This window comes from Bacteroides sp. RCH18 (assembly GCF_058231005.1).
In genome coordinates this window covers 1,856,359-1,879,408 of the sequence record NZ_JBIPTC010000002.1, presented here as the reverse complement: position 1 = coordinate 1,879,408, position 23,050 = coordinate 1,856,359, and the positions used below count along the sequence as shown (strand labels likewise).

Below are 23,050 nucleotides of genomic sequence, written 5' to 3'. Positions count from 1 at the left end.
TACTATCCTTGATATTTTTTGAGGGCAGCAAGTAACGTATTATTCTCCACTCTGGTGCCCACCGTCACACGCAGACAGTTGCAACAAAGCGAAATGGAATGACGGTTGCGCACTATGATCCCTTCACCTACCAAATAATTGTAAATCTTCACTGCATCCGTTACTTTCGCCAAGAAGAAGTTGGAATCGGACGGGTACATTCGGACTGTACAGGGTAATTTCGCAAATTCTTCTTCCAGATAGTCGCGTTCTTCCTTCAATGTTTTTATCCAGCGTTCTATTTCATAATATTTATGCAGCATAGCAATAGCCTGCTGCTGTGTCAGCTGATTCACATTATAAGGATACTTGATTTTACTCAGGATTCCGATAATTGCTTCGGATGCAAAAGCCATACCCAAACGGATAGCGGCACATCCCCAAGCTTTGGAGAAAGTCTGAAAAACAACCAGATTCGGATATTTATCCAGCTCTTCGAGGAAAGAAGGTGCTTCGGAGAAATCATTATACGCTTCATCCAATATGACCAATCCTTCAAATTCGCGGAGTATTTTTTCTATTTCAGAACGCAACAAGTCGTTTCCCGTCGGGTTATTAGGTGAACACAGGAAAATGAGTTTCGTACGCTCATCTGTAGCTGCAAGAAGCTTTTCTGCTGAGAACTGGAAGTTTTCGTCCAACAAAACTTTCCGGTACTCCACATTATTCACATCGGCACAGACCTGATACATACCGTAAGTCGGATCGATAGCAACTACGTTATCTTTTTCCGGTTCGCAGAATGCACGAAAAACAAGATCAATCGCCTCATCACTGCCGTTTCCTAAAAAGATATGCTGGGGAGAAACCTTTTTAATTTTAGACAACAGTGTTTTCAGTTCCCACTGCATGGGGTCCGGATAACGGTTGTGAGGCAGGTTATAAGGATTCTCATTCGCATCCAGAAAAACGGAAGCCACAGCGCCTTTATATTCATCACGAGCCGAAGAATAAGGCTTTAGTTTCCATATATTCGGCCGGGTAAGTTCTTGTAATGTTTTCATTTCAATGTATTTAATCGTACTGTAACTGCATTCTTATGAGCATCCAGAAGTTCGTTGGCTGCCATTTCTTCAATAGCCGGCCCGATGACTTTCATGCCTTGAGGAAGAATTTCCTGAAACGTGATTTTCCGGATAAAGCTGTCCAAGCTCACGCCGCTGTATGCTTTCGCATAACCGTTAGTCGGCAGCGTATGGTTGGTTCCCGAAGCATAATCCCCTGCACTTTCCGGCGTCAATGAGCCAAGGAAGACGGAACCGGCATTTATTACACGTTCAGCAACTTCCATATAATTTTCAGTCTCTACAATCAGATGTTCGGGTGCATATGCATTCGTCAACTCTAACGCTTCATCCATGTCCTTCACCAAAATCAGTTTACTGTTTTCCAGAGACTTCGCAGCAATCTCCCGGCGAGGGAGCTTTGCCAGTTGGCGGTCTACTTCTTCCATTACTTCCACCTGAAGCTTTTCAGAGGTTGTTATCAACATCGCCTGACTGTCCACTCCGTGTTCTGCCTGCGACAATAAATCTGCCGCAACAAACACCGGATTAGCAGATGCATCAGCCAGCACTTCCACTTCGGAAGGACCTGCCGGCATGTCGATGGCTACATCCCGAAGACTTACCAACTGCTTGGCAGCCGTCACATATTGATTTCCAGGGCCAAAGATTTTGTAGACTTTAGGAACACTCTCGGTTCCGTATGCCATAGCAGCGATAGCTTGCACTCCTCCCGCTTTGAATATCTTACTGACACCTGCCAGTTGAGCGGCAAAGAGAATAGCCGGATGAATATTTCCGTTTTTATCGGGAGGGGTACAAAGTACGCTTTCCTTGCATCCCGCAATTCTTGCGGGAACAGCCAGCATCAATACCGTAGAGAAAAGCGGAGCCGTTCCACCGGGAATATAAAGCCCCACCTTTTCAATACCTACCGCCTTTTGCCAGCAAGTTACTCCTTCCATCGTTTCTACCTTCTTACCAACGAAGCGTTGGGAAGAGTGGAAAGTTTCAATATTCCGTTTAGCCAGCGTAATGGCAGATTTCAACTCGTCGCTGATCAGTCCTTCAGCTTTCAGTATTTCTTCGGAAGTCACAGTGAGAGCAGACAAAGTCACCTTATCAAAAGCCGCCTCATATTCCAAAACAGCCTTATCACCTTCCGCCCTTACCTTATTTATAATAGTACGAACTGTATCGAACAAGCTCTCCGTATTCAAAGCCGGACGCTTCAGAAGTTCTGCCCATTGTTCTTTGGAGGGATATTTGATTAGTTTCATCATTCAAACTTATTAGACTATCATTTTTTCAATCGGCAACACCAAGATACCTTCAGCACCCAGTCCTTTCAGTTTGCCAATGATTTCCCAAAAACGCTTTTCATCCAGTACTGTATGAACAGAGCACCAGCCTTCTTGTGCCAACGGCATAATGGTAGGACTCTTCATACCGGGTAACACGGCAATTATCTCTTCCAGTTTATCCTTCGGAGCATTCATCAGCACGTATTTCTTGTCTTCGGCAGTCTTTACTGCATTCATTCGGAACAAAAGTTCTTCCAGTACTTCTTTCTTCTCATCGCTCATGTTTTTGTTGCCAATCAACAGCGCTTCGGATTTCATCACTACCTCCACTTCCTTCAAACGGTTGCTTACCAAAGTAGATCCGGAACTTACGATATCAAAGATAGCATCTGCCAGTCCAATGCCCGGAGATACTTCTACCGAACCGGTAATGACATGTATCTCTGCATTTACTCCGTTCTTCTTCAGGAAGTTTCTCAAAATGACCGGATAGGAAGTAGCTATTTTCTTTCCATTGAACCATGACAATCCCGGATATTCAATGTCTTTCGGCATTGCCAAGGATAAACGGCATTTGCTGAATCCCAATCGTTTGATGATTTCAGCATCTTCCTCTTTTTCCTTAAACTCATTCTCACCGACAATTCCCAAATCAGCTACACCGGTAGCTACTGTTTGTGGGATATCATCGTCACGAAGAAATAAAACTTCGATAGGAAAATTGGAAGACTGCACCAACAAGGTACGCTTCGTTGTACTGATTTTAATATCCGACTCTCCTAAAAGTGCCATTGTCTCTTCGAAGAGACGTCCTTTGGCTTGTACTGCGATTCTTAACATGATTTTATTTATTACTTTATGATTTACAATTCGAACAATTCAGAAATAAAAAAAGGCTTACCGTATTCGGTAAGCCTTCGTTATCTTTATAGAGTTATACACACTATCAATCACGCCCACCGAGTTATTCGTTAGGAAAATGATGATGATGATGTGCAGCTGTATATTTCATATTTCTTTTATTTAATGCGACAAAAGTAAAGCATTTGTTTGATACTTCCAAACATTTATCACAAAAAGTTCAGTTTTTATTTCAAATTAAAGGCAATATCTCTTCCGGCTCTACATCACACTTATCAAAGTGCATTTCATCTTTCGACTTTTCGTGCGAGAACGTAAAGTACGTACAAACCGCTTCGGTACATACTTCGCCATCCTTATTATATAACTTAGCTTCAATAATTACAATATTTCGCTTGACTTCCTTAATAGAAGCACGCAACACAATGTGGGAATCAGTAGTACTGACCGGCTTGCGGTAACGAGTCTCCATTTTTGAAGTTACTCCCGTTGTCTGTAATTTACGAAGTATCACCCAAGCGCAGATTTCATCCATGAGAACAGCCTGAATACCACCATGCAAGGTATTGATCCATCCCTGATATTCAGGACGGGGTTTCCAGATACTTACCACTTCGTCGCCATCTTCATAAAACTCCATCTTTATTCCGGCTTCATTATTAGGGGCGCAACCAAAGCAATTGTACCCTTCCAGACCTTTCCAAGGATTTATTATTTTCTTCATAATCTATGACTTCTATTTAAGTTTCACTTCCCAAATATAAGCAAAATATAAAAAAGAAGAACAATTTTACACGATTTACTTTCGGATGCAACGAATGGCGTAAGCTTTATCCAACCCGGTGTTTCCCTCTGCTATTTCGTTTTTATCACTTCTCAGCAAGAATATTTTCTCAGCCGCATCTGTCCCAGCTTCATTCAAAGTCCAATAAGAAAGATATTTTCCTTCATAGGCAGACTGAAACTTGCCGGCATACATTCCTACCGGATATCCATCAAAACCCGTGAGATTGGTAGCAGTTCCTACTATTGCACCGGCACCGGTGCTTATTGCTTTCCATGTCCCGGTTTTCAACAAAGAGGCATCATTGCTCAAATAAGTTTTCAGTATATTCCAATCATTCCAATCAGGCATATTCCACCCCACAGGAAGCAGCTTATTACTGACAATTGTTCCAAAACTATAAAAATAATAACTCTTATCTGTTTGAGACAATAGATAACCTGTCGCTCCGGCATTCATAATCTCCAGTTTCGGAATTTCTTCTCCATCTATATATAATGATGTTTTCAGATTACTTCCCATCCAATACTGCGTACCAATTTTCACTATCGGGTAATTGTGAATACTACTCCCACGTACATCACGCATTATATCTTTCATAGCTAATACAGGCAACATTTCTTCAGGCATAGACAATGCAATTTGTCCGTCAGGCAAAATATACACCTTACTTCGGGCAGCCTGATTTCCAGGAGTATATTTCAATGAATGTTCTTTCAAATCCCACGCAACTGTTCCACCGTGCACTTTATCTGCATGTCCGACCAATTTTACTACTGTTCCCTTGGATAAGTCAACCGCATGGTCTTTCATCGGATAAACGACAATTGCCTGTGAAGAAAAATCAGGGGTCACCAGATATTCTTTACATATTTCTGCTACCTGCTGCCCAGCACTCAACACTTTATACACCTTCGAATCATCAAATGCCAATTTCGACACATCCACATAATTATGGAAGACTTCGGACCCGGATTGCCCTGTATTACCATCTTCCCAACCATTGATTTCCCCTTCGACTTTACTTATCAAAACATCTTCGGTCGGGATGAAAGAAATCGCCAGCTCACTCTGCTTACCACACTGTAACTGCAATGAAGAAGGCAATGGGCTGGTATATATCTTGCCTCCAACTTCCAATACGATGTATTGATAGCCCAAAGTGGTTTCTTGCGGAATAAGGATCACTTCTTTTCCGCTCAACCGATTTCCCTGTATCTCCCATTTTCCGGCAGGAGTAATGCTTTTCTCATCAGAAAAAGCGGAATAAGTCTCTTTTTGAAAATCATAAATCGCCTTACTATAAAAACCACAAACAGAAAGTTTGGGGTCAGTATCCAGTATCCCCTGCAATTCTTCACCTTCCTTTCCTACCAAAGCTATTTTTAACTTGAAAAATTTGTGGTCATAGTGCAGGGCGATGGCTCCTTTAGGAGCTGATTGCAGGTTCTGAGAGGCAACCAGAAAATCAGAGCAGAAATAATCAACAGAAAGATTTTGATCAGCTTCTACCGCCACCGGTATCGTACTTTCTCCCATATCCACTCCCTCTTCCTGGTAAGGATAATAACTGATCAAACGTAATGTTACCTCATCATCAGGATAATAAATCGGTTCACTGGACTCAAATATTTTTTCGGAAGTACGAAAGAAACGCAAATTATCCGCATAACGTTCTTCCTTCATGGTGGAAGAACCCACAAGGGCAAACACCCCTACTTCATCATTCTCTTCAAAGCCATTGCCGGCAACACGTGTATATGTCGCTTCATGAATATCAGCAGTAAATCTCAATGAAATACCTCCATCGCTGACTATAGCCTTCTCTTCCGAAATATGATTTACACATGCTGATACAAAAAAAGAAGAAAAAAGGCATACAGCGATTCCTTTCTCCATTCTAAACAGAATATTCATATCCTCTTCATTTAAATATAAATAATAAGAAATCTTTGATTGAACAGAAAGAAGGACATAAAAGGAAGTATTCGCTTTCAGTTATGAGATTCCTCACAACATTTCTGTTGCGACTGGAGAATCATCAACTCCAACATTTCATTGTGAAATGCTGAAAGCAAAAGTATATATCATAAACCAACCAGCACTTCATTTTCTTAAATAATATTTATATTTATTCATAAGTATCAAATTAATAGCACTTTATAAATCAGGGATATTTCAAAGCCAAATAGGCTTACACATTATTATATTAGTAATCTAACATTTTCAAAAAGAATAGCCTATTTCTACTCCGGCAATATGTTTACCTTTTGGAGACTCATACTGATAACAATAAAAAACATCTAACGCCCATCGTTTAGCCAAAGCTATCTCTACTCCGGGACGATAACGCATACGATCTGCTCTCCAAAAAGGAGCGTCATCCAAACTTTGATAAATTTCAATTGAGAAGTAAGGAGAAACGATTCCTTTTTCAGGTGCATAAGCTAATTTTAAGCGGGAACGCAGACGAGCTTTTGAATCACCACGATCAAAAGTTTGCTGAAACCTTTCTCTCAAAGCAATTTTCAACCATTGATACTGAAAACTGGCAGTTGCTCCAAAGTTATAACGGTGTCTGAATTTCCATTCCGAATCTCCCAAATTCCGGAAATGAGTTTCATATCCGGCTTCCAGTTTCAAAAATGAATAAGCCCGATACTCACCTCCAATGGCCAATCCCAAACGGTCCATTCTACTTACGTCATCCTTTGTCCGAAACTCCAGATTGCTTAAAAGTGAAAATCGGGGGTCGATCTTATAGTTCACTTTGAATTTAGTCCATGTAGTGAAATCATCACTTTGTGCAAATGCAGTGGAAGTCATTCCAGCCAATAGCGCAAACAGCAGTATTTTAGTAATTGCAAATATTCTACTCATTGATTACCGGGTTAAAAGTACAAAGATAATAAAACTCCGGCAAAGAAAAATTATGATACTGAAATAATTCTGAAATATCAGGGCTCATTCCTTTAAAAGAAACGCCCCGTTGGTTTTAAACCAAGAACCCGCTACTTTAAAAGAAAAGATTCCTATTTTATATTCACGTGATAATCAAACCTTTACTTTTTGCTTCGCATTCCACACCCATAAAGCGAAAAATACCGACAATAGAGCCGCCCCAATCCAAAACCAATTAATATAAGTAAAGTCGTAAACCTCTACCCCATTCCGGATCGTTTTATGTCCTTCAATCAGAACTCCGCTCATGACGTCTTAACATACGCATCTTTCTGAGTTAAAAAGAACCTTCTTTCTTATTGAGTTTCCGTCCAAGAACTTTGTGCCCCCTTTAATTGTTATCCTATTATAAAAGTGCGAACAAAGCACGCAACAAAGTTCTATAAAAAAAGAAAGGAAGATTATGAAAAAAGTAATCGACAGAGCTTCATCAAGAGGCTATTTTAATCATGGCTGGCTCAAAACCCACCACACATTCAGTTTTGCTAACTATTACAATCCGGAAAGAATCCATTTCGGAGCCTTGCGAGTACTGAATGATGACAGTGTAGACCCGTCAATGGGATTTGATACCCATCCACATAAAAACATGGAAGTAATTTCCATTCCGTTGAAAGGGTATCTGAGACATGGCGACAGTGTACAAAATACGAAAACGATTACTCCCGGTGATATCCAAGTGATGAGTACGGGCAGTGGTATCTATCATAGTGAGTATAACGACAGCAAGGAAGAACAATTGGAATTCCTGCAAATATGGGTATTCCCCCGAATCGAGAATACGAAACCCGAATATAACAATTTCGATATACGTCCGCTGCTGAAACCGAACGAGTTATCTCTGTTCATTTCACCGAACGGCAAGACACCGGCCTCTATCAAACAAGATGCCTGGTTCTCTATGGGAGACTTCGATACGGAAAGAACCATCGAATATTGTATGCATCAGGAAGGTAACGGAGCTTATCTGTTTGTGATCGAAGGGGAGATCAGCGTGGCCGACGAACATCTGGCCAAACGTGACGGCATCGGAATATGGGATACCAAAAGCTTCTCTATCCGTGCTACTAAAGGGACCAAACTTCTGGTAATGGAAGTACCCATGTAAAAAACATTATTTCTAGTTTTATTCTATTTAAATGAAGCGGTCCCACTCTACAGAGTGAGACCGCTTCTCATTGATAGTTATATCTTCGGATTATTTTTCCTTCCGATAATTCTCCAGTCCAGTTTGCAGGAATTCAATATATTTGGGAATGTCTTCATCGTAAGCATAAGACTTATTCAAAGGACTTCCCTGATTATCCAGCAATACATAGAAAGGCTGTGCATTAGCACCAAACTTCACACGTTGCAGATAGCTCCACTTATCACCGACTGTACGCAAAGTACGTTCCTTACCGTTCTCTACGATTTTCACAGGTTCGGTCAACGGAGTTTTATTATCCACATACAGAGTAATCAGCACATAATCATTATTAATCAGATCACTCACTTTCGGGTCCGTCCATACAGCAGCTTCCATCTTACGACAGTTCACGCATCCATAGCCTGTAAAGTCGAGCATCACTGGTTTGCCATTCAGACGTGCATACTCCATACCCAGATCGTAGTCATCGAATTTCGCATGTACTTCATTCTTATACAGATTAAAGTCTTGCGTATGCATAGGAGGCGCAAAAGCACTTACGGCTTTTAACGGAGCTCCCCACAAACCGGGAACCATATATACGGCAAACGCCAGAGAGATAAGTGCCATAAAGAAACGAGTCACTCCCACCTTATTGTCATCATCGTCGTGCGGGAACTTGATTTTACCAAGCAGATAGAAACCCAGCAATGCAAAGATGACAATCCACAGAGCGAGGAAGGTTTCACGGTCGAGTAATCTCCAGCCATAAGCCAGATCGGCAACCGACAGGAATTTAAGCGCAAATGCCAGTTCCAGAAATCCTAACGTCACTTTGATCACATTCATCCATCCGCCCGACTTCGGCATAGACTTCAGCCATGACGGAAACAGAGCAAAGAGTGTGAACGGCAATGCCAATGCAATGGCAAAACCCAACATACCGATAGCCGGAGCCACCACGCTTCCTGTAGTAGAAACCTGTACCAGCAGGAATCCGATAATCGGACCTGTACAAGAGAAAGATACCAGTGAAAGTGTAAATGCCATCAGGAAGATACTCAGCAGACCGGTAGTCGATTCCGCTTTACTATCTACCGCATTGCCCCACTTTGACGGTAATCTAATCTCAAACGCTCCGAAAAATGAAGCGGCAAAGATTACCAGCATCAGGAAGAAAAGGATATTAAAGACAGCATTCGTCGATAAAGCATTGAGCGCACTGGCACCAAATATCAGTGTAATAGCCAATCCTAATGCCACATAAATAACGACAATGGAAGCACCATAAGTCCACGCATCACGAATACCTTTCTTCTTATCTTTGCTACGTTTCAGAAAGAAACTGACTGTCATCGGGATAATAGGCCATACACAAGGAGTGAACAGAGCCAGCAATCCACCCAGGAAACCTGTCACGAAAATATAAATCCAAGACATATCTCCCTGAGTATGTTCCTCGCCCAGTGCCTGCAATTCACTGATTACCGGACGCCAAAGGTCACCGGAAGCTACGGCCGGTTGAATATCGGCATTTGCATCCGTAGCAGAAGCAGGAACCAGTTCCATCATTGCGGCAGAGTCTTTGGACGCAGCAGGAGCAGTGACCTCTTCCACCTCTTTTGTCTCCGGCTTATCAACTTTGGCTACAGGAGTAGCCGTAGTTCCGGCCTTTGCTTCACCCGAAAACTTAAAAGGAACTTCTGTCGGAGGCAGACAACTCTCATCGTCGCAGGCTCCATATTCCAGATAACCTTCTATCGCATAAGCTCCACCAGTCAGCTTCACTTTCTGCACGAATTTGGCAGTATTCTCGAAATAGCGCACTTTCATTTCGAACAGTTTGTCGAAAGTAGCTATTTCCTTGCCGACAGGCTTCAATTTACCAACCAGTTCTACACCGGACTTCTTCTCCACATTAAATGTGGCAGAAATAGGTCCTCCGTCTCCAAGATCGGTAGAATAAACATGCCACCCTTTGTCAATGGCAGCTGTAAACACGATCTCCGCTTCTGTATCAGAAAGAGAGTTCAGTTCTGTTTTAAACTTTACCGGATCTTTAATCTGCGCCTGCAATGTATAGGCTACAAAGCTTAAAAGCAGAAAAGAAATTAATTTTCTCATTTTCATTATTGGGGGTTATAATTCATAATCCACGCATGCACGACTGTCCTTTGCTTCAGCTATAATCTTTCCGGCTGCCACATGATCAGGGTGTGTTGCATAGAACTTCACATCCTCCAGCGTGTCAAATTCGCTATAGAGAGCTATATGCCAAGCCTCTCCCGGATTCATATTCAGTCCGACTTCAATCTTACGGATCACTGAAATCTTAGCGGGGAGCGCTTCGATAGCTTCCTTAAATTTATTCATCACTACGAGTTTCTCCGCTTCGGGAACTTCGTCTTTTAACTTAAATAATACAATGTGTTTCACCATTACGTTGTTATTTTAATGAATTGTTTCTATATTTGTCTTGTCAATGCATTACATTACTAATGCAAAATTACTCTATTTGGTTCAAATAACACTATAAAGAGATGTTAATAATAGGAATAGCAGGTGGAACGGGCTCCGGAAAAACCACCGTCGTACGAAAAATAATAGAAAGCCTCCCCGTTGGAGAAGTAGTACTATTACCTCAGGATTCATACTACAAAGACAGTAGTCACGTGCCGGTTGAAGAACGTCAGAATATCAACTTTGACCATCCGGATGCTTTTGAATGGAGCTTGCTTTCCAAACATGTGATGATGCTGAAAGAAGGAAAAAGCATCGAGCAGCCGACCTATTCTTACCTGACTTGTACCCGCCAACCGGAAACCATCCACATCGAGCCTCGTGAAGTCGTCATTATTGAAGGTATCCTTGCCTTGTGCGACAAGAAGCTACGCAATATGATGGACCTAAAGATATTTGTAGATGCCGATCCCGATGAACGCCTGATACGTGTCATCCAAAGGGATGTCATCGAAAGAGGACGGACAGCGGAAGCTGTCATGGAACGCTATACCCGTGTTCTGAAACCGATGCACCTGCAATTCATCGAACCCTGCAAACGCTATGCGGACCTTATCGTTCCGGAAGGCGGCAGCAATGCGGTAGCTATCGATATATTAACAATGTATATCAAGAAACATTTGAAAAATGAAGAATGAAAGATAAAGAGTTCAGAATGAGTGCCAAGACACTGATCCTCCCCTTGTTTCTTATACTTTTGTGCTGTGTATTCGGATGCCGGAACAAACATCATACCGAAAATAATGAAACAGCACACGATCTTCCACAGATTAAAGACAGTGGAGAACTGGTAGTGCTGACACTCTATAGCTCTACTTCATATTTCATTTATCGCGGACAGGAAATGGGATTCCAATACGAACTCAGTGAACAGTTTGCTAAAAGTCTGGGACTGAAACTCAGAATCGAGGTAGCCAGAAATGTCCGTGAATTGATTCAGAAATTACAGTCAGGCGAAGGAGATATGATCGCCTACAACCTGCCGATTACCAAAGAATGGAAAGACAGCCTTTTGTATTGTGGAGAAGATATAATCACCCATCAGGTTATCGTCCAGCAAGGAAATGGAAAGCATAAACCATTGAAAGATGTAACGGAACTTATCGGCAAAGATATATATGTCAAACCAGGCAAATATTACGATCGCCTCGTGAATCTGAACAACGAACTGGGAGGTGGTATCCATATTCATAAGATAACGGGAGATAGCGTTACCGCGGAAGACTTAATCACCCAGGTAGCACAAGGTAAGATTCCCTATACCGTAGCCGATAATGATTTAGCCAAACTGAATAAAACTTACTATCCCAATCTGAATATCGATCTTTCTATCAGTTTTGACCAGCGTTCTTCATGGGCTGTACGAAAAGACAGTCCCGAACTGGCAGCCGCCGCCACAAACTGGCATAAAAAAAATATGACCTCTCCTGCCTATACGGCAAGTATGAAGCGTTACTTCGAGAATAGTAAAATGATGCCCCACTCCCCCATCCTTTCACTTAAAGAAGGAAAAATATCACATTACGACGATTTATTCAAGAAATACGCCAAAGAGATCGGATGGGACTGGCGAATGCTGGCATCCCTCGCCTATACGGAATCAAACTTTGACACAACAGCCGTATCTTGGGCAGGAGCCAAAGGATTGATGCAACTGATGCCTGCCACTGCACGAGCAATGGGCGTACCCGCAGGTAAAGAACAAAACCCGGAAGAAAGTATAAAAGCAGCCGTTAAATACATTGCCGCCACAGACCGAAGTTTCAATATGATCTCTGACAAACAAGAACGGCTCAATTTCATACTGGCTTCTTACAATGCCGGCCTAGGACATATCTACGATGCCATGGCATTAGCAAAAAAATACGGAAAGAATAACCTCGTATGGAAAGACAACGTCGAAAACTTCATCCTGCTCAAAAGCAATGAAGAATACTTCACCGACCCTGTTTGTAAAAATGGATATTTCCGTGGCATAGAAACGTTCAACTTCGTACGTGATATTCAGTCCCGGTTCGAATCGTACAAGAAAAAGATAAAATAGGTAATAAGTATTAAGTATTAAGTATTAAGTATTAAGTATTAAGTATTAAGTATTAAACCATGCGGATCAACAGTTGTGCTGCTACGATTAATACTTAATACTTATTACTTAATACCTATTATTTGTTTCTGCCCGTCAAAAGGCTAACCACCACAATAGCCAGTATAGACAATGGTAATGCAAAGAGAATAGGGTCAATGACCGGAAACGGATATGTCTCAATCAATACATCCTTGCCAAACAGGAATTTACATATTCCCATTGCGGCAGCTTCTTTCTGATGAAGGAATATTAGTGCAAAAGCACTGCCTAAAGTTCCTACCCAGAGACTTGCCATAACTCCCTGTTTCGTCGCTTTCTTCCAGTACAATGCACAGAAGTAGGCAGGAAGAAATGCAGCAGCACAGATACCCATAAAAATAGAAGTTCCGCGGGCGATAATATCGTGAGGCAGCATATAACAAATAATATAGCTGACCAAAATAGAGAAAAGTACTCCCAAACGAATCACATTTGTCAATTTGCCACGAGAACGGGGCTTATAAGTACCATAAATGTCAGAACCAACCGATGCTCCCATTGTGTGGAACTGAGAACTAAGCGTAGACATACTTGCAGAAAGGATACAGAGCATAAACAAAGCGGCAAACCAGTCCGGCATAGCTTTATTGATGAAATAAGGAATGATTTTATCAATATCCTGTATCACTTCCGTAGCAACAGCTCCTTCTGTCTTCAAGAAGAAAAGATTGCTTAATGCGCCGGCATGATAGATAGCTCCTACCGTTATAATCAGGAAAAAACAACCGATAAATACGCCACGATTCAACTGCTTGCTACTTTCTACCGTCATAAAACGTACCACCAACTGAGGCTGTGCAAGGCAACCGATTCCTACTCCCAAAATAAGAGAGGTAACCAATGAGTACCACTGCGGAGAACCTGTCACAGGCATTGCAGTCCATCCCTGATGCCCCAATGCCTTAAACTTTTCCGGAACCAAAGGGGCTATATTTGTCAATTCCTTGTTTGCTTCCGTAAAACCCATGCCAAGCACCTGATACAAAGAGAACAACAGGAACAACATACAGCCAAACATGATAACTGCCTGTAAAGCATCCGTATACATCACCCCCTTCATTCCTCCTGCAATCACATACGCAGCAATGACTAACGTAAATATCAGCAGAGATATATTAAAATCAATCTGAAAAATCTGTTCGATAAATACAGCGCCCCCTTTCATTACCACAGCAGCGTACAGCGGCATACCTATAAATATGACGGCTGCAATGAACACCTGTATATTACGGGAACGAAAATGACGGCCTAATAACTGCGGAAAAGTGCTGACATTCAGTTTTGCTCCCATGCGCCGGGTACGCAAACCGAAGAATATGAAGGCGATAACTACCCCGACAAACATATTGAGGAAACACAGCCACTGAATACCCATACCGAAAGCAGCCGCTACACCGCCAAAGCCAACAATAGCGGAAGCAGAGATAAACGTAGCACCATAAGAAAGCGCCATCACTATCGGATTCATCTGACGCCCGCCCACCAGATAATCACTGGTATTCGTAGTCTTCTTATATCCTAAAAAACCGAGGTAGGCCAATGACAGCAGATAAGCTATCACAATCAAGCCAAGAGTAAATGTATTCATCGTGTTTCGTCTTTATCGTCGTCCTTATTCCAATATTTCAGCCCAAACCAGGCAGCAAAAATCACACATATCACTGAGAGGATATATGGCAAGACTATAAAAGGGTCATCTATTCCAAACATTTGCGTATCAGATTTTAATCAATTAAGCCGCAAATGTAAGGAATTTATTGAAAAGACAAAACTTTTGTTTACTAATACTGATTATAATGTATCTTTTTCTCGTCATATTTCTGTTTCGGCTGCTCTTTTGTTGCAGGATAGCCGAAAGGAATGACACAAAGAGGAAGAATATTCTCAGGCAGGTGGGTATATTTGCGAACGACTTCCATACGATCTTCATACGGATAAGCAGCTGTCCATACAGCACCCAGCCCCATACTTTCAGCAGCCAGCAAAATATTCTGTGCTGCAGCAGAACAGTCTAAATACCAATAAAAAGAACGGGCAGAATCACCACAGACAATAATCGCATTACGGGCTTGTGTCAACATCTTGGCATAAGGAAGAGCCGCCGCCATCGAATCCAGTTTCGCACGGTCGGAAACAACCACAAACTCCCAGGGACGAACATCCTTTCCCGATGGAGCAGACATTCCTGCACGAAGCATTAAATCGATTTTCTCTTTCTCTACCCCTTTATTCAAGTAAGTACGCACGCTCTTACGTTCAAAGATATTATCCAAAGCGGCATTTCCGGTGCCGGTTGTTCCTTTTTCCTCTTTTGAGGAAGAACACGAGACCATAGCAGTCATTGCCATGAGCATACACAAGAAAGAAAAAATCTTTTTCATTGTGACAAGTCTTTAAAATAGGTTTAACTTATTTTTCTGGGCTTCTTCCAACGATACTGTTTCACGGCGTAATAGTCCGCTCTTCTCACGAAGTACCTGATATTCTGCATCTAACTCATTAATCAGTTCGGCTTTCATCTGTGGGTTCAACAACCGGGAAGCAACACTGGCATTCTGAGAAGCATCTTTCAGATGTACAACCGGTGCATGATATACAGGTGCGATCTTCAGTGCCGTATGCATCTTTGAAGTAGTGGCTCCGCCAATCAACAGAGGAATATCCAGTCCGGCTTTCTCCAGTTCGGCAGCCACATGAGTCATTTCTTCCAGAGAAGGTGTGATCAAACCACTCAAACCGATCATATCGACTTTTTCTTCGATGGCACGCTGAACAATAGTTTCTGCCGGAACCATCACTCCCAAGTCAACTATATCATAACCGTTGCACGCCATTACGACGGCAACTATATTTTTTCCGATGTCGTGCACATCCCCTTTTACGGTAGCAAGCAGAACTTTTCCGGCAGAAGATGATCCTTCCACTTTTTCTGATTCAATGATCGGTTGCAGTATAGCTACGGCTTTCTTCATAGTACGGGCAGTCTTCACGACCTGAGGCAGGAACATTTTTCCTGCGCCAAAAAGCTCGCCGACATAATTCATTCCATCCATCAACGGACCTTCAATTACATCTACAGCTTTATCATATAAAGGTAAAGCTTCCGCTAAATCCTGTTCCAGATAATCACCGATTCCTTTCATCAAAGCATATTTCAAACGCTCTTGTACGGATTCTTCTCTCCATGCATCCTGCTTCACAGCTGCCTGACCGGAAGTACCGCCCATCGTTTCTTTCAATGCTTCCGCCAGTTCTATCAGACGCTCGGCAGCATCGGGACGACGATTCAATACAACGTCCTCTATCTTTTCCAGCGTATCTGCAGGAATATCACTGTAGAGTACGGAAGTTCCCGGATTGACGATTCCCATATCCATCCCTTGCTGGATGGCATGATAAAGGAATACCGCATGCATTGCTTCACGAATATAATTATTGCCACGGAAAGAGAAAGAAAGATTACTCACTCCGCCGCTGACGTGTGCACCGGGAAGATTCTTCCTGATCCATCCAGTAGCTTCTATAAAGTCTACGGCGTAATTGTTATGCTCTTCGATTCCTGTAGCCACCGCAAGCACATTCGGGTCGAAAATAATATCATGAGGATTGAATCCAACTTTATCAACCAGCAGACGATATGCACGTTCGCACACTTCTATCTTGCGGGCAGCAGTATCCGCCTGTCCTTTTTCATCAAAAGCCATCACGACAGTTGCCGCTCCATATTGCTTGATGATCCGGGCATGCTCCAGAAATACTTCCTCTCCTTCCTTCAGAGAGATCGAGTTTACGATTGATTTGCCTTGCAGGCATTTCAATCCGGCTTCGATCACTTCCCATTTGGAAGAGTCGATCATAACAGGTACACGGGCTATTTCCGGTTCGGACATGATGAGATTCAGAAAAGTAGTCATCTCAGTACGGGCATCCAGCAGACCATCATCCATATTAACGTCAATAACCAAAGCTCCGTCTTCTACTTGCTGACGAGCTATGGAAAGGGCTTCATCATATTTCTTTTCATTAACCAGACGAAGAAACTTGCGTGAGCCTGCTACGTTACAACGCTCACCTATATTCACAAAGTTGATTTCCGGTTTCACTTCCAGTAGTTCGAGTCCGGAAAGCCACATACAATCCGGTTTGGGTGCCGGAACATGAGGTTTGGCACCTGCTATCAGTGCCTGATATTCTGCAATGTAGGCATCTGTCGTACCACAACAACCACCGATAATATTAACCAATCCTTCCTGAATATACTCCTTCACTTCATGAGCCATATCTGCGGGAGTCTGATCATATTTCCCCAGACTATTCGGAAGTCCCGCATTAGGATAAGCACTGATATAATAAGGTGCACGCGAAGCCAACTGTTCAAGAAAAGGCTTCAACTGACGGGCACCAAAGGAGCAATTCAATCCGACTGAAAATATATTGGCATGCTGCACAGAAGCAAGGAAAGCGTCCAAAGTCTGTCCGGACAATGTACGTCCGCCGATATCGGATACCGTCACAGACAACATAACAGGAACTTCTATTCCTGTCACCTTCATAGCCTGTCCGGCTGCAAAGATGGCAGCTTTCGCATTCAGCGTATCAAATATGGTTTCGATAAGAATGGCATCCACCCCACCTTCCAGCATGGCTTCCATTTGCTGCTGGTAAGAGGCAGCCAGTTCGTCATAAGACAAAGCACGAAACGCCGGATTGTTCACATCCGGACTCATGGAACAGGTTTTATTGGTAGGTCCAACGGAGCCTGCAACAAAACGCGGTTTATCCGGATTCTTTACTGTATATTCGTCCGCCAGTTCACGTGCCAGTCTGGTAGCGGCAAGATTCATTTCGCGCACATATTCTTCTACATGATAATCCGCCATTGAGACAGTTGTAGAACTGAATGTATTGGTCTCGATAATATCCGCACCTGCTTCCAGGTATTTACGATGGATATCTTGAATGACATCGGGGCGAGTCAGACACAACAAATCATTATTCCCCTTCAACTGACCGGGAATATGCGCAAAACGTTCACCACGAAAATCTTCTTCTTTGAGATTATATTGTTGGATCATTGTGCCCATTGCGCCATCCAGAATCAGAATACGCTCGGATACAATCTGAGAAATTGTCTTTTTCATTCTTACCTTATTACATTAACACCTAATTGTCACTCTGCCTATCTTAGACCTATCACGATCTTATCTTACTATTACGCTATAAAGCCATCTTATCGCTTAAACATTCGGGCCATGTCTCTGCGGTCATCTTTTTCTTTAATTGATTCCCGTTTATCGTACTGTTTTTTACCTTTCGCCAAAGCAACGACCAGTTTCGCCAAACCTTTTTCGTTGATGAACAAACGTACAGGAACGGTAGTAAAACCGGGGTCTTTCATTCCCCGTTGAATTTTCTCCAATTCTTTCTTATTAAGCAACAACTTTCTGTCTCTACGAGCTGTATGATTATTGTACGAACCATAGAAGTACTCGGCGATATGCATATTCTTTACCCATAATTCGCCTTTCGCAAAATAACAAAACGTATCCACCAGACTTGCTTTTCCTAAACGAATGGATTTAATTTCCGTGCCTGTCAATACGATACCTGCCGTGTAGGTATCCATCAACTCATAGTCAAATGTAGCACGTTTATTCTTGATATTTACAGAAGGTTGTTTCATCTTTACACATTAATTAAGTATGGCTATCAACTTACTAAATACAATTTGAATCACCGTCGGACATAGTATTAACAAAACTGATGAGAAAAGGGTGTATTTCAATCGTACTTTTTCCTCCACTTGCATCAATATGGGAGCTCCTTCCCATACTACATAGACAATGTAGAACTGAAATAGCCAGGCAATAATTCTAAAATCAGGTAAAAGTCCGGTCACAATCTGAAGCAAGAAGGGGACAACAAGTGCATATCCGGCAAACTGTTGTGTCAACGGAGCATTGGCAGGCATCCCAAACATTCTTACTCCCATTTCGTTAATTGCATAGGCCGCCAGAAAGTAACCACCAAACAATGCCACAGCTACGGCACAACAATTGGTCATAGCTATTTGAAAACTTTGCGGTCCTCCCCATCCATTCGTCAGCAAAGAGCCGATAAAGACGGACAAGCCGCATAAACCAATCATAGGATAGACAAAAGCCATAAAAACTTTTCGCCTATCCTCTTCCATAGAAATTTCCTCCCAGGCCTTGGCCGGAGAGGAAATCAATTTCATTGCTATATTAAATAATTCTTTGTAGTTCAATTTGTTTTAAGTGTTTCACTCCACGTTGAATTTGCGGCACCATCCAAAGAATTCTTTGAGGAGTTGGTCTTTGCATTTACTTTTATTTTAGTTGGTTCAGTTCCTCCACTAGCAGTTTTGAAAGCAGAAATAGCAGTAGTCAAATTATAGGCTTTATAAGTAGAAGTATATTTATTACGATCTACAGTTTCTTCTGAACCATCTTTTATCACATGGTTAAGTGTTAATTCAAGAGTAGTATCTCCCGATTTAACATTTGTAAAGTCATAAGTAAGTATGAAAGAATGCTTATTAAGTTCTTCTTTCTGCTTTTCGTCTGTACTCTCTACTTTTACCCAATACATAATAGGAATTACAAGATATTGATCAAAAAGTATTCCCGGCTGAGTTGATGTATCGCTATTAAAAGTATATAAAGGTGCAGTAGCTTCGTTATAATCTGCCGCTTTCTCTGGTCCTTCAGTAGATTTTGCACTAATAGAAGTCGGAGTACTTCCTGCATAAAGTGTTACATCAAGAGTCTGAGAATTCCCTGGCTGTTGCGCTGTGTCAAACTGATAGTAAAAGAAATAGATCTCTCCTAGATTCAAGTTAGGCATTGACAATTCATTAACTACCAGTTTCTGCCCATTAGCCAATTCAAATGTAGCAGGAAAATAATTTGTACATTTTGCGAACGCAGGTCCGGTATATATCGTATTATCATCCCCATTCATACAAGAAGTAACAGACATCCCCATTAAAACCGTCATTAAAGCTACTAATAAAAATTTCATTTGTTTCATAAACATATTTTTTAGAGTTTGCAAAGATATAAATTCTAATTCACAATTAATAAATGCAGATACTTAAAAAATACTGCATCGTTTACTTTATTATTTTTGCAAAAAGTTCCAGGTGCTCGTCTACATACCTTGCTACCAGCGCAGTAACCTGTTCCTCCATATCTAAATATGCCTCTTCCAAATCATCAAAAGCCTCATATTGCTCATACATCGCCATGAATTCATCGTCTGTCCGTTCCTTTTCCAGATCCTTCCGGTTGGCATCATATATCTTCTTGGCTTTATATACCAATTTAGAGAACTCTTCCGCCCCCCACAGACGCATAACCTTGGCAAAAGGATTATCAAAGATATATCCGCCATAACCGTTCTGAATCAACTGACAGAATCCGCCGAACATTATTTCATCACGAAAAATCTGATAAGCCAGCAATGAATGCTGTTCACCTGTCAACAACGGCATTGTGTCAGCAGTCAGTTCACCACCGATTACTTCCTTATATTTATCAGTAAATACCTGGATAAATTCATCCATTCCTTCGCCCGCAGCTTTCTGTAAAGCGGACTCCATAACTTCTATCATAGCTTTGTTCAATAAATTATTCAGCAAAGCTACTAATTTTATTCTATATCTATCTAGTAATACTGCCACATTCTCACTAAAACATACCTGTTGGCGGAATTAATTTAATTCAAACCCATGAAAACAGGGTATCTCATTCTGCTTTCCGATATCCGCCAGATAATTGCATACCGATATACTTTCCCTTTCCCGAAAAACCCTTTAAGCACATTTCTTTTACCGTTCAATAGTATGCAAACAACCCTATAATAACCAGCTTTACAACTATTATTGTCGCATTTTCAAAGGGAGTTCTTCATCGTTCCACCCGGGTGAACAAGCATGTCCACCTAGGTGCGCAGACCTGTTTACAAGGGTGCAACGATCGGTTCACCCGGGTGGAACGATGAAGATGTCGGTAAAATAACACACGAATAAAGGCATCAAATGCCATAGAGATAAGTAACATAATATATAAACAACAAGTAAACAGCAACCAAGATGCTAGATGTATTCGGCAACTACTTACGCAAAGGACAAAGAAATGGAATGAGAGATACCCCAAAAAAGAGTGAGAGATAGACTGAAATGAAGCGATTCTAGGGAGAAAATGATGAGAGATACCTATTTGAAAAGTATCTCTCATTCTGTAATATACTAATTATATGCAGATTACACAAAAGCAGTGAGACCGTGAGACTAAAATATTTTTTTCTTTGCATGGGATAGCTGAAAGAAGGAACTCTTTTAAGTCTATCTAATGCAAAAACATATAACTATTTATGCATGTAAATGCATTCCTATAGCCATACCTATTAAATAAGGTATTAACCAAATGCACCAAACGACGATACTAAAACGATTAAAATGCCTTTTCGCCTCGGCAGATCCCTTCACATAAGTCCATATCGCCCATGAAGCATGTACAAACATCAGAAGAATGGCAATCGTCCCCGTTACCGTGTGGATTTCATCATGCAAATGCGTTAATTTGGCAATATGCTCCATCAGGCTGGTTCCGACTGCATCGGACACCAATCCTAAAAGAAAGAAAATAATATGCCATAACTTCAGTTTCTTTTGCAGCCTTTCTCCCCATACACCGATAGTATAAAATACCAACGCAGATGAAATAACGCAGATTGCCGCTATCAAATAATGTATATCTACCTGATTCAGTTCCATAAAATTTATATTTGAGATAACAACAAAGCAACGAATAGATAGTTCGACGCATAGTAATCTTTCACAAATGCAATCCCGACTTAGCAAACGAAGAAAAAACGTAAACGGATTTGTCACTTTTCACAAAAAAGTAAGATATGGCGATTTGCAGAAACAAATAAATCGACTACCTTTGTGGGCGATTTAGAGAATCGTGACTACGTATTTTTAATTATGAGGAGTTCTATAAATTAAAATATTGTAGTACAGTTGTTTATATGGTTCCAAGAGCGTAAATTTGCAGAAAATAAGAATTTTATAATGAACAAGTTATCCCGATACCGTAAGCTTCGTTATAATCAACTATTTGAGTCAGAGAATCGTGAATTGCGTTTGAATGAAATGGGCAATCCTCTTGAAGTGTTGTCTCAGTATGTTGATTTTGAGATCTTTCGTCCTACTCTTGAATCAGCCCTTTTTACCGGAGAGCGCAAAAGTAATGCCGGTCGTCCGCCGATAGACTGTGTGCTGATGTTCAAGGTCTTGTTTCTTCAGCGTTATTATGGTTTGAGTGACCATCAGATAGAGTATCAGATAGTTGACCGTACGAGTTTCCGCAAGTTTCTTGGTATTGAATGTGTTGACGATGTTCCTGACGAGAAGACGGTGTGGAAGTATCGCGAACTCCTGACAAATACAGGCGTTTATGACAAGCTTTTTTCGGAATTTCATAGTTTCATGGAAAGTAAGGGTCTGCAATTCAATGAGGGTCGCATCATTGATGCCAGTTTTGTTATTGCCCCTCGCCAACGTAACACCCGTGATGAAAATGAGCAGATAAAACAGGGAGCGGGTGATAAGTTGTGGAATGACAATCCCCACAAGAAGTGCCACAAGGATGTAGATGCCCGCTGGACAAAGAAGCGTGATGAGACTTTTTACGGCTACAAGCAGCATACTAAAGTTGAGAAACGCAATAAGATCATACTTTCTTATGATACCACGTCGGCAGAAGTGCATGATTCCAAAGGCTTTGAAGGACTGCTGGATGAAAAAGACGAAGGCAAGGACTTGTATTTGGACGCCGGTTATGTCGGACAAGAGGAGATTGTAAAACAGCATAAGATGAATCCGATAATTTGCGAAAAGGGCTACCGTAACCGTCCGCTTACCAAGGAGCAGAAATCAGACAATAGGAAAAAATCCAAGACACGTTGCCTTGTCGAGCATGTATTCGGGTTTGAGGAACAAACCATGCGTGGACTTGTGGTGCGTACAGTAGGGCTTATTCGTGCTAAAGCCAATGTAGCACTCACCAGTCTTGTGTATAACATCAGTCGTTACACGCAAATAATCAGGCTGAAACCTGAGTTGTTGGGGTGAATTATGCCTGCACATCCAATTTTTACAACAGACACAAGTTAATTATTGTAAAAATTGGGGGGGGTAGAAAATATTCGCTAAATTTGAAAGACTAAAGCTCACAAATTGGGCAGTTAAAGAGTTCTGCTGTCTGATACAAGAGGATAAATTGAATTGATAGA

General features: G+C 41.6%; 21 protein-coding genes and 1 pseudogene. 4 read left to right on the top strand and 18 right to left on the bottom strand.

Annotated elements, in window-relative coordinates; all coding sequences use genetic code 11:
• Nucleotides 1-2: 2 nt before the first annotated feature.
• From hisC to ACHLI0_RS22595, 7 genes and pseudogenes are all read right to left on the bottom strand, one after another.
• The gene (gene hisC / locus ACHLI0_RS22625) at nt 3-1,043 is read right to left on the bottom strand and encodes a histidinol-phosphate transaminase (protein WP_022470890.1); all 1,041 of its coding nucleotides are present in this window, start codon (nt 1,041-1,043) and stop codon (nt 3-5) included.
• Nucleotides 1,040-2,323 (bottom strand): histidinol dehydrogenase, encoded by a 1,284-nt coding sequence (gene hisD, locus ACHLI0_RS22620; RefSeq protein WP_490750187.1) that lies wholly within the window; start codon nt 2,321-2,323, stop codon nt 1,040-1,042. Before hisD ends, hisC begins: the two co-directional genes overlap by 4 nt.
• A 12-nt stretch (nt 2,324-2,335) precedes the next feature.
• Nucleotides 2,336-3,187, bottom strand: a complete 852-nt coding sequence (gene hisG, locus ACHLI0_RS22615; protein WP_490750081.1) for an ATP phosphoribosyltransferase — start codon at nt 3,185-3,187, stop codon at nt 2,336-2,338.
• Nucleotides 3,188-3,440: 253 nt separating this feature from the next.
• Nucleotides 3,441-3,932 (bottom strand): PaaI family thioesterase, encoded by a 492-nt coding sequence (locus ACHLI0_RS22610; RefSeq protein ID WP_008766233.1) that lies wholly within the window; start codon nt 3,930-3,932, stop codon nt 3,441-3,443.
• Between the two features lie 75 nt (nt 3,933-4,007).
• The gene (locus tag ACHLI0_RS22605) at nt 4,008-5,909 is read right to left on the bottom strand and encodes a fimbrillin family protein (protein WP_490750080.1); all 1,902 of its coding nucleotides are present in this window, start codon (nt 5,907-5,909) and stop codon (nt 4,008-4,010) included.
• A gap of 309 nt (nt 5,910-6,218) precedes the next feature.
• Nucleotides 6,219-6,872, bottom strand: a complete 654-nt coding sequence (locus ACHLI0_RS22600; protein WP_055217325.1) for a DUF2490 domain-containing protein — start codon at nt 6,870-6,872, stop codon at nt 6,219-6,221.
• A gap of 174 nt (nt 6,873-7,046) precedes the next feature.
• A pseudogene (locus tag ACHLI0_RS22595) lies at nt 7,047-7,208 on the bottom strand (MFS transporter); the annotation flags it as partial.
• 148 nt (nt 7,209-7,356) lie between these two features.
• On the opposite strand from ACHLI0_RS22595, the gene ACHLI0_RS22590 reads away from it, so the two are divergent.
• Nucleotides 7,357-8,061, top strand: a complete 705-nt coding sequence (locus ACHLI0_RS22590; RefSeq protein ID WP_008766240.1) for a pirin family protein — start codon at nt 7,357-7,359, stop codon at nt 8,059-8,061.
• A 90-nt stretch (nt 8,062-8,151) separates the two neighbouring features.
• Here the strand turns inward: ACHLI0_RS22590 and ACHLI0_RS22585 are convergent, their stop codons facing one another.
• Nucleotides 8,152-10,206: a protein-disulfide reductase DsbD family protein gene (locus ACHLI0_RS22585; protein WP_414229469.1), complete on the bottom strand. Its 2,055-nt coding sequence runs from the start codon at nt 10,204-10,206 to the stop codon at nt 8,152-8,154.
• A gap of 15 nt (nt 10,207-10,221) precedes the next feature.
• Nucleotides 10,222-10,521: a Dabb family protein gene (locus ACHLI0_RS22580; protein WP_008760502.1), complete on the bottom strand. Its 300-nt coding sequence runs from the start codon at nt 10,519-10,521 to the stop codon at nt 10,222-10,224.
• Nucleotides 10,522-10,622: 101 nt separating this feature from the next.
• Between ACHLI0_RS22580 and udk the strand changes: the two genes are divergently transcribed.
• Nucleotides 10,623-11,240: a uridine kinase gene (udk, locus tag ACHLI0_RS22575; protein WP_008760501.1), complete on the top strand. Its 618-nt coding sequence runs from the start codon at nt 10,623-10,625 to the stop codon at nt 11,238-11,240.
• 17 nt (nt 11,241-11,257) lie between these two features.
• A complete protein-coding gene (locus ACHLI0_RS22570) occupies nt 11,258-12,646 on the top strand; it encodes an MltF family protein (protein WP_490750186.1) in 1,389 nt (462 codons plus the stop codon).
• Nucleotides 12,647-12,764: 118 nt separating this feature from the next.
• Here the strand turns inward: ACHLI0_RS22570 and ACHLI0_RS22565 are convergent, their stop codons facing one another.
• From ACHLI0_RS22565 to ACHLI0_RS22525, 9 genes are all read right to left on the bottom strand, one after another.
• Nucleotides 12,765-14,315: a sodium:solute symporter family protein gene (locus tag ACHLI0_RS22565; protein WP_008760499.1), complete on the bottom strand. Its 1,551-nt coding sequence runs from the start codon at nt 14,313-14,315 to the stop codon at nt 12,765-12,767.
• On the bottom strand, nt 14,312-14,437 hold the full coding sequence (locus tag ACHLI0_RS22560; RefSeq protein WP_008766705.1) for a symporter small accessory protein: 126 nt from the start codon (nt 14,435-14,437) through the stop codon (nt 14,312-14,314). Before ACHLI0_RS22560 ends, ACHLI0_RS22565 begins: the two co-directional genes overlap by 4 nt.
• Nucleotides 14,438-14,508: 71 nt before the next feature.
• Nucleotides 14,509-15,108, bottom strand: coding sequence for a nitroreductase family protein (locus ACHLI0_RS22555; protein ID WP_490750079.1), 600 nt, complete (start codon nt 15,106-15,108; stop codon nt 14,509-14,511).
• A gap of 12 nt (nt 15,109-15,120) precedes the next feature.
• Nucleotides 15,121-17,868 (bottom strand): methionine synthase, encoded by a 2,748-nt coding sequence (gene metH, locus ACHLI0_RS22550; RefSeq protein ID WP_490750078.1) that lies wholly within the window; start codon nt 17,866-17,868, stop codon nt 15,121-15,123.
• Between the two features lie 89 nt (nt 17,869-17,957).
• Nucleotides 17,958-18,410 carry an SsrA-binding protein gene (gene smpB / locus ACHLI0_RS22545; protein ID WP_008760495.1) on the bottom strand — a complete coding sequence of 151 codons (453 nt, stop codon included), beginning with the start codon at nt 18,408-18,410 and terminating at the stop codon, nt 17,958-17,960.
• Between the two features lie 9 nt (nt 18,411-18,419).
• Nucleotides 18,420-18,965 (bottom strand): Yip1 family protein, encoded by a 546-nt coding sequence (locus ACHLI0_RS22540; RefSeq protein ID WP_008760494.1) that lies wholly within the window; start codon nt 18,963-18,965, stop codon nt 18,420-18,422.
• 26 nt (nt 18,966-18,991) lie between these two features.
• A complete protein-coding gene (locus ACHLI0_RS22535) occupies nt 18,992-19,780 on the bottom strand; it encodes a hypothetical protein (protein ID WP_490750077.1) in 789 nt (262 codons plus the stop codon).
• An 82-nt stretch (nt 19,781-19,862) separates the two neighbouring features.
• The gene (locus tag ACHLI0_RS22530; RefSeq protein ID WP_055217545.1) at nt 19,863-20,363 is read right to left on the bottom strand and encodes a DMP19 family protein; all 501 of its coding nucleotides are present in this window, start codon (nt 20,361-20,363) and stop codon (nt 19,863-19,865) included.
• Nucleotides 20,364-21,122: 759 nt separating this feature from the next.
• Nucleotides 21,123-21,527 (bottom strand): HsmA family protein, encoded by a 405-nt coding sequence (locus tag ACHLI0_RS22525; RefSeq protein WP_048693171.1) that lies wholly within the window; start codon nt 21,525-21,527, stop codon nt 21,123-21,125.
• 300 nt (nt 21,528-21,827) lie between these two features.
• Here ACHLI0_RS22525 and ACHLI0_RS22520 point away from each other — a divergent pair, with 300 nt between their 5' ends.
• Complete coding sequence (locus tag ACHLI0_RS22520; RefSeq protein WP_005794453.1) at nt 21,828-22,889, top strand: IS5-like element IS1169 family transposase; 1,062 nt, start codon at nt 21,828-21,830, stop codon at nt 22,887-22,889.
• Nucleotides 22,890-23,050 lie beyond the last annotated feature (161 nt).

Excerpts from the sequence above, each read along its gene's own strand:
- ACHLI0_RS22590 (WP_008766240.1), top strand. The coding sequence starts at position 7,357 with ATGAAAAAAGTAATCGACAGAGCTTCATCAAGAGGCTATTTTAATCAT.
- ACHLI0_RS22585 (WP_414229469.1), bottom strand. The coding sequence starts at position 10,206 with ATGAGAAAATTAATTTCTTTTCTGCTTTTAAGCTTTGTAGCCTATACA.
- hisD (WP_490750187.1), bottom strand. The coding sequence starts at position 2,323 with ATGAAACTAATCAAATATCCCTCCAAAGAACAATGGGCAGAACTTCTG.
- hisG (WP_490750081.1), bottom strand. The coding sequence starts at position 3,187 with ATGTTAAGAATCGCAGTACAAGCCAAAGGACGTCTCTTCGAAGAGACA.
- metH (WP_490750078.1), bottom strand. The coding sequence starts at position 17,868 with ATGAAAAAGACAATTTCTCAGATTGTATCCGAGCGTATTCTGATTCTG.
- ACHLI0_RS22600 (WP_055217325.1), bottom strand. The coding sequence starts at position 6,872 with ATGAGTAGAATATTTGCAATTACTAAAATACTGCTGTTTGCGCTATTG.
- smpB (WP_008760495.1), bottom strand. The coding sequence starts at position 18,410 with ATGAAACAACCTTCTGTAAATATCAAGAATAAACGTGCTACATTTGAC.
- ACHLI0_RS22520 (WP_005794453.1), top strand. The coding sequence starts at position 21,828 with ATGAACAAGTTATCCCGATACCGTAAGCTTCGTTATAATCAACTATTT.
- ACHLI0_RS22565 (WP_008760499.1), bottom strand. The coding sequence starts at position 14,315 with ATGAATACATTTACTCTTGGCTTGATTGTGATAGCTTATCTGCTGTCA.
- ACHLI0_RS22605 (WP_490750080.1), bottom strand. The coding sequence starts at position 5,909 with ATGAATATTCTGTTTAGAATGGAGAAAGGAATCGCTGTATGCCTTTTT.
- ACHLI0_RS22555 (WP_490750079.1), bottom strand. The coding sequence starts at position 15,108 with ATGAAAAAGATTTTTTCTTTCTTGTGTATGCTCATGGCAATGACTGCT.
- ACHLI0_RS22530 (WP_055217545.1), bottom strand. The coding sequence starts at position 20,363 with ATGATAGAAGTTATGGAGTCCGCTTTACAGAAAGCTGCGGGCGAAGGA.
- ACHLI0_RS22570 (WP_490750186.1), top strand. The coding sequence starts at position 11,258 with ATGAGTGCCAAGACACTGATCCTCCCCTTGTTTCTTATACTTTTGTGC.
- ACHLI0_RS22580 (WP_008760502.1), bottom strand. The coding sequence starts at position 10,521 with ATGGTGAAACACATTGTATTATTTAAGTTAAAAGACGAAGTTCCCGAA.
- hisC (WP_022470890.1), bottom strand. The coding sequence starts at position 1,043 with ATGAAAACATTACAAGAACTTACCCGGCCGAATATATGGAAACTAAAG.
- ACHLI0_RS22610 (WP_008766233.1), bottom strand. The coding sequence starts at position 3,932 with ATGAAGAAAATAATAAATCCTTGGAAAGGTCTGGAAGGGTACAATTGC.
- ACHLI0_RS22525 (WP_048693171.1), bottom strand. The coding sequence starts at position 21,527 with ATGGAACTGAATCAGGTAGATATACATTATTTGATAGCGGCAATCTGC.
- ACHLI0_RS22535 (WP_490750077.1), bottom strand. The coding sequence starts at position 19,780 with ATGAAACAAATGAAATTTTTATTAGTAGCTTTAATGACGGTTTTAATG.
- udk (WP_008760501.1), top strand. The coding sequence starts at position 10,623 with ATGTTAATAATAGGAATAGCAGGTGGAACGGGCTCCGGAAAAACCACC.
- ACHLI0_RS22560 (WP_008766705.1), bottom strand. The coding sequence starts at position 14,437 with ATGTTTGGAATAGATGACCCTTTTATAGTCTTGCCATATATCCTCTCA.
- ACHLI0_RS22540 (WP_008760494.1), bottom strand. The coding sequence starts at position 18,965 with ATGAAATTGATTTCCTCTCCGGCCAAGGCCTGGGAGGAAATTTCTATG.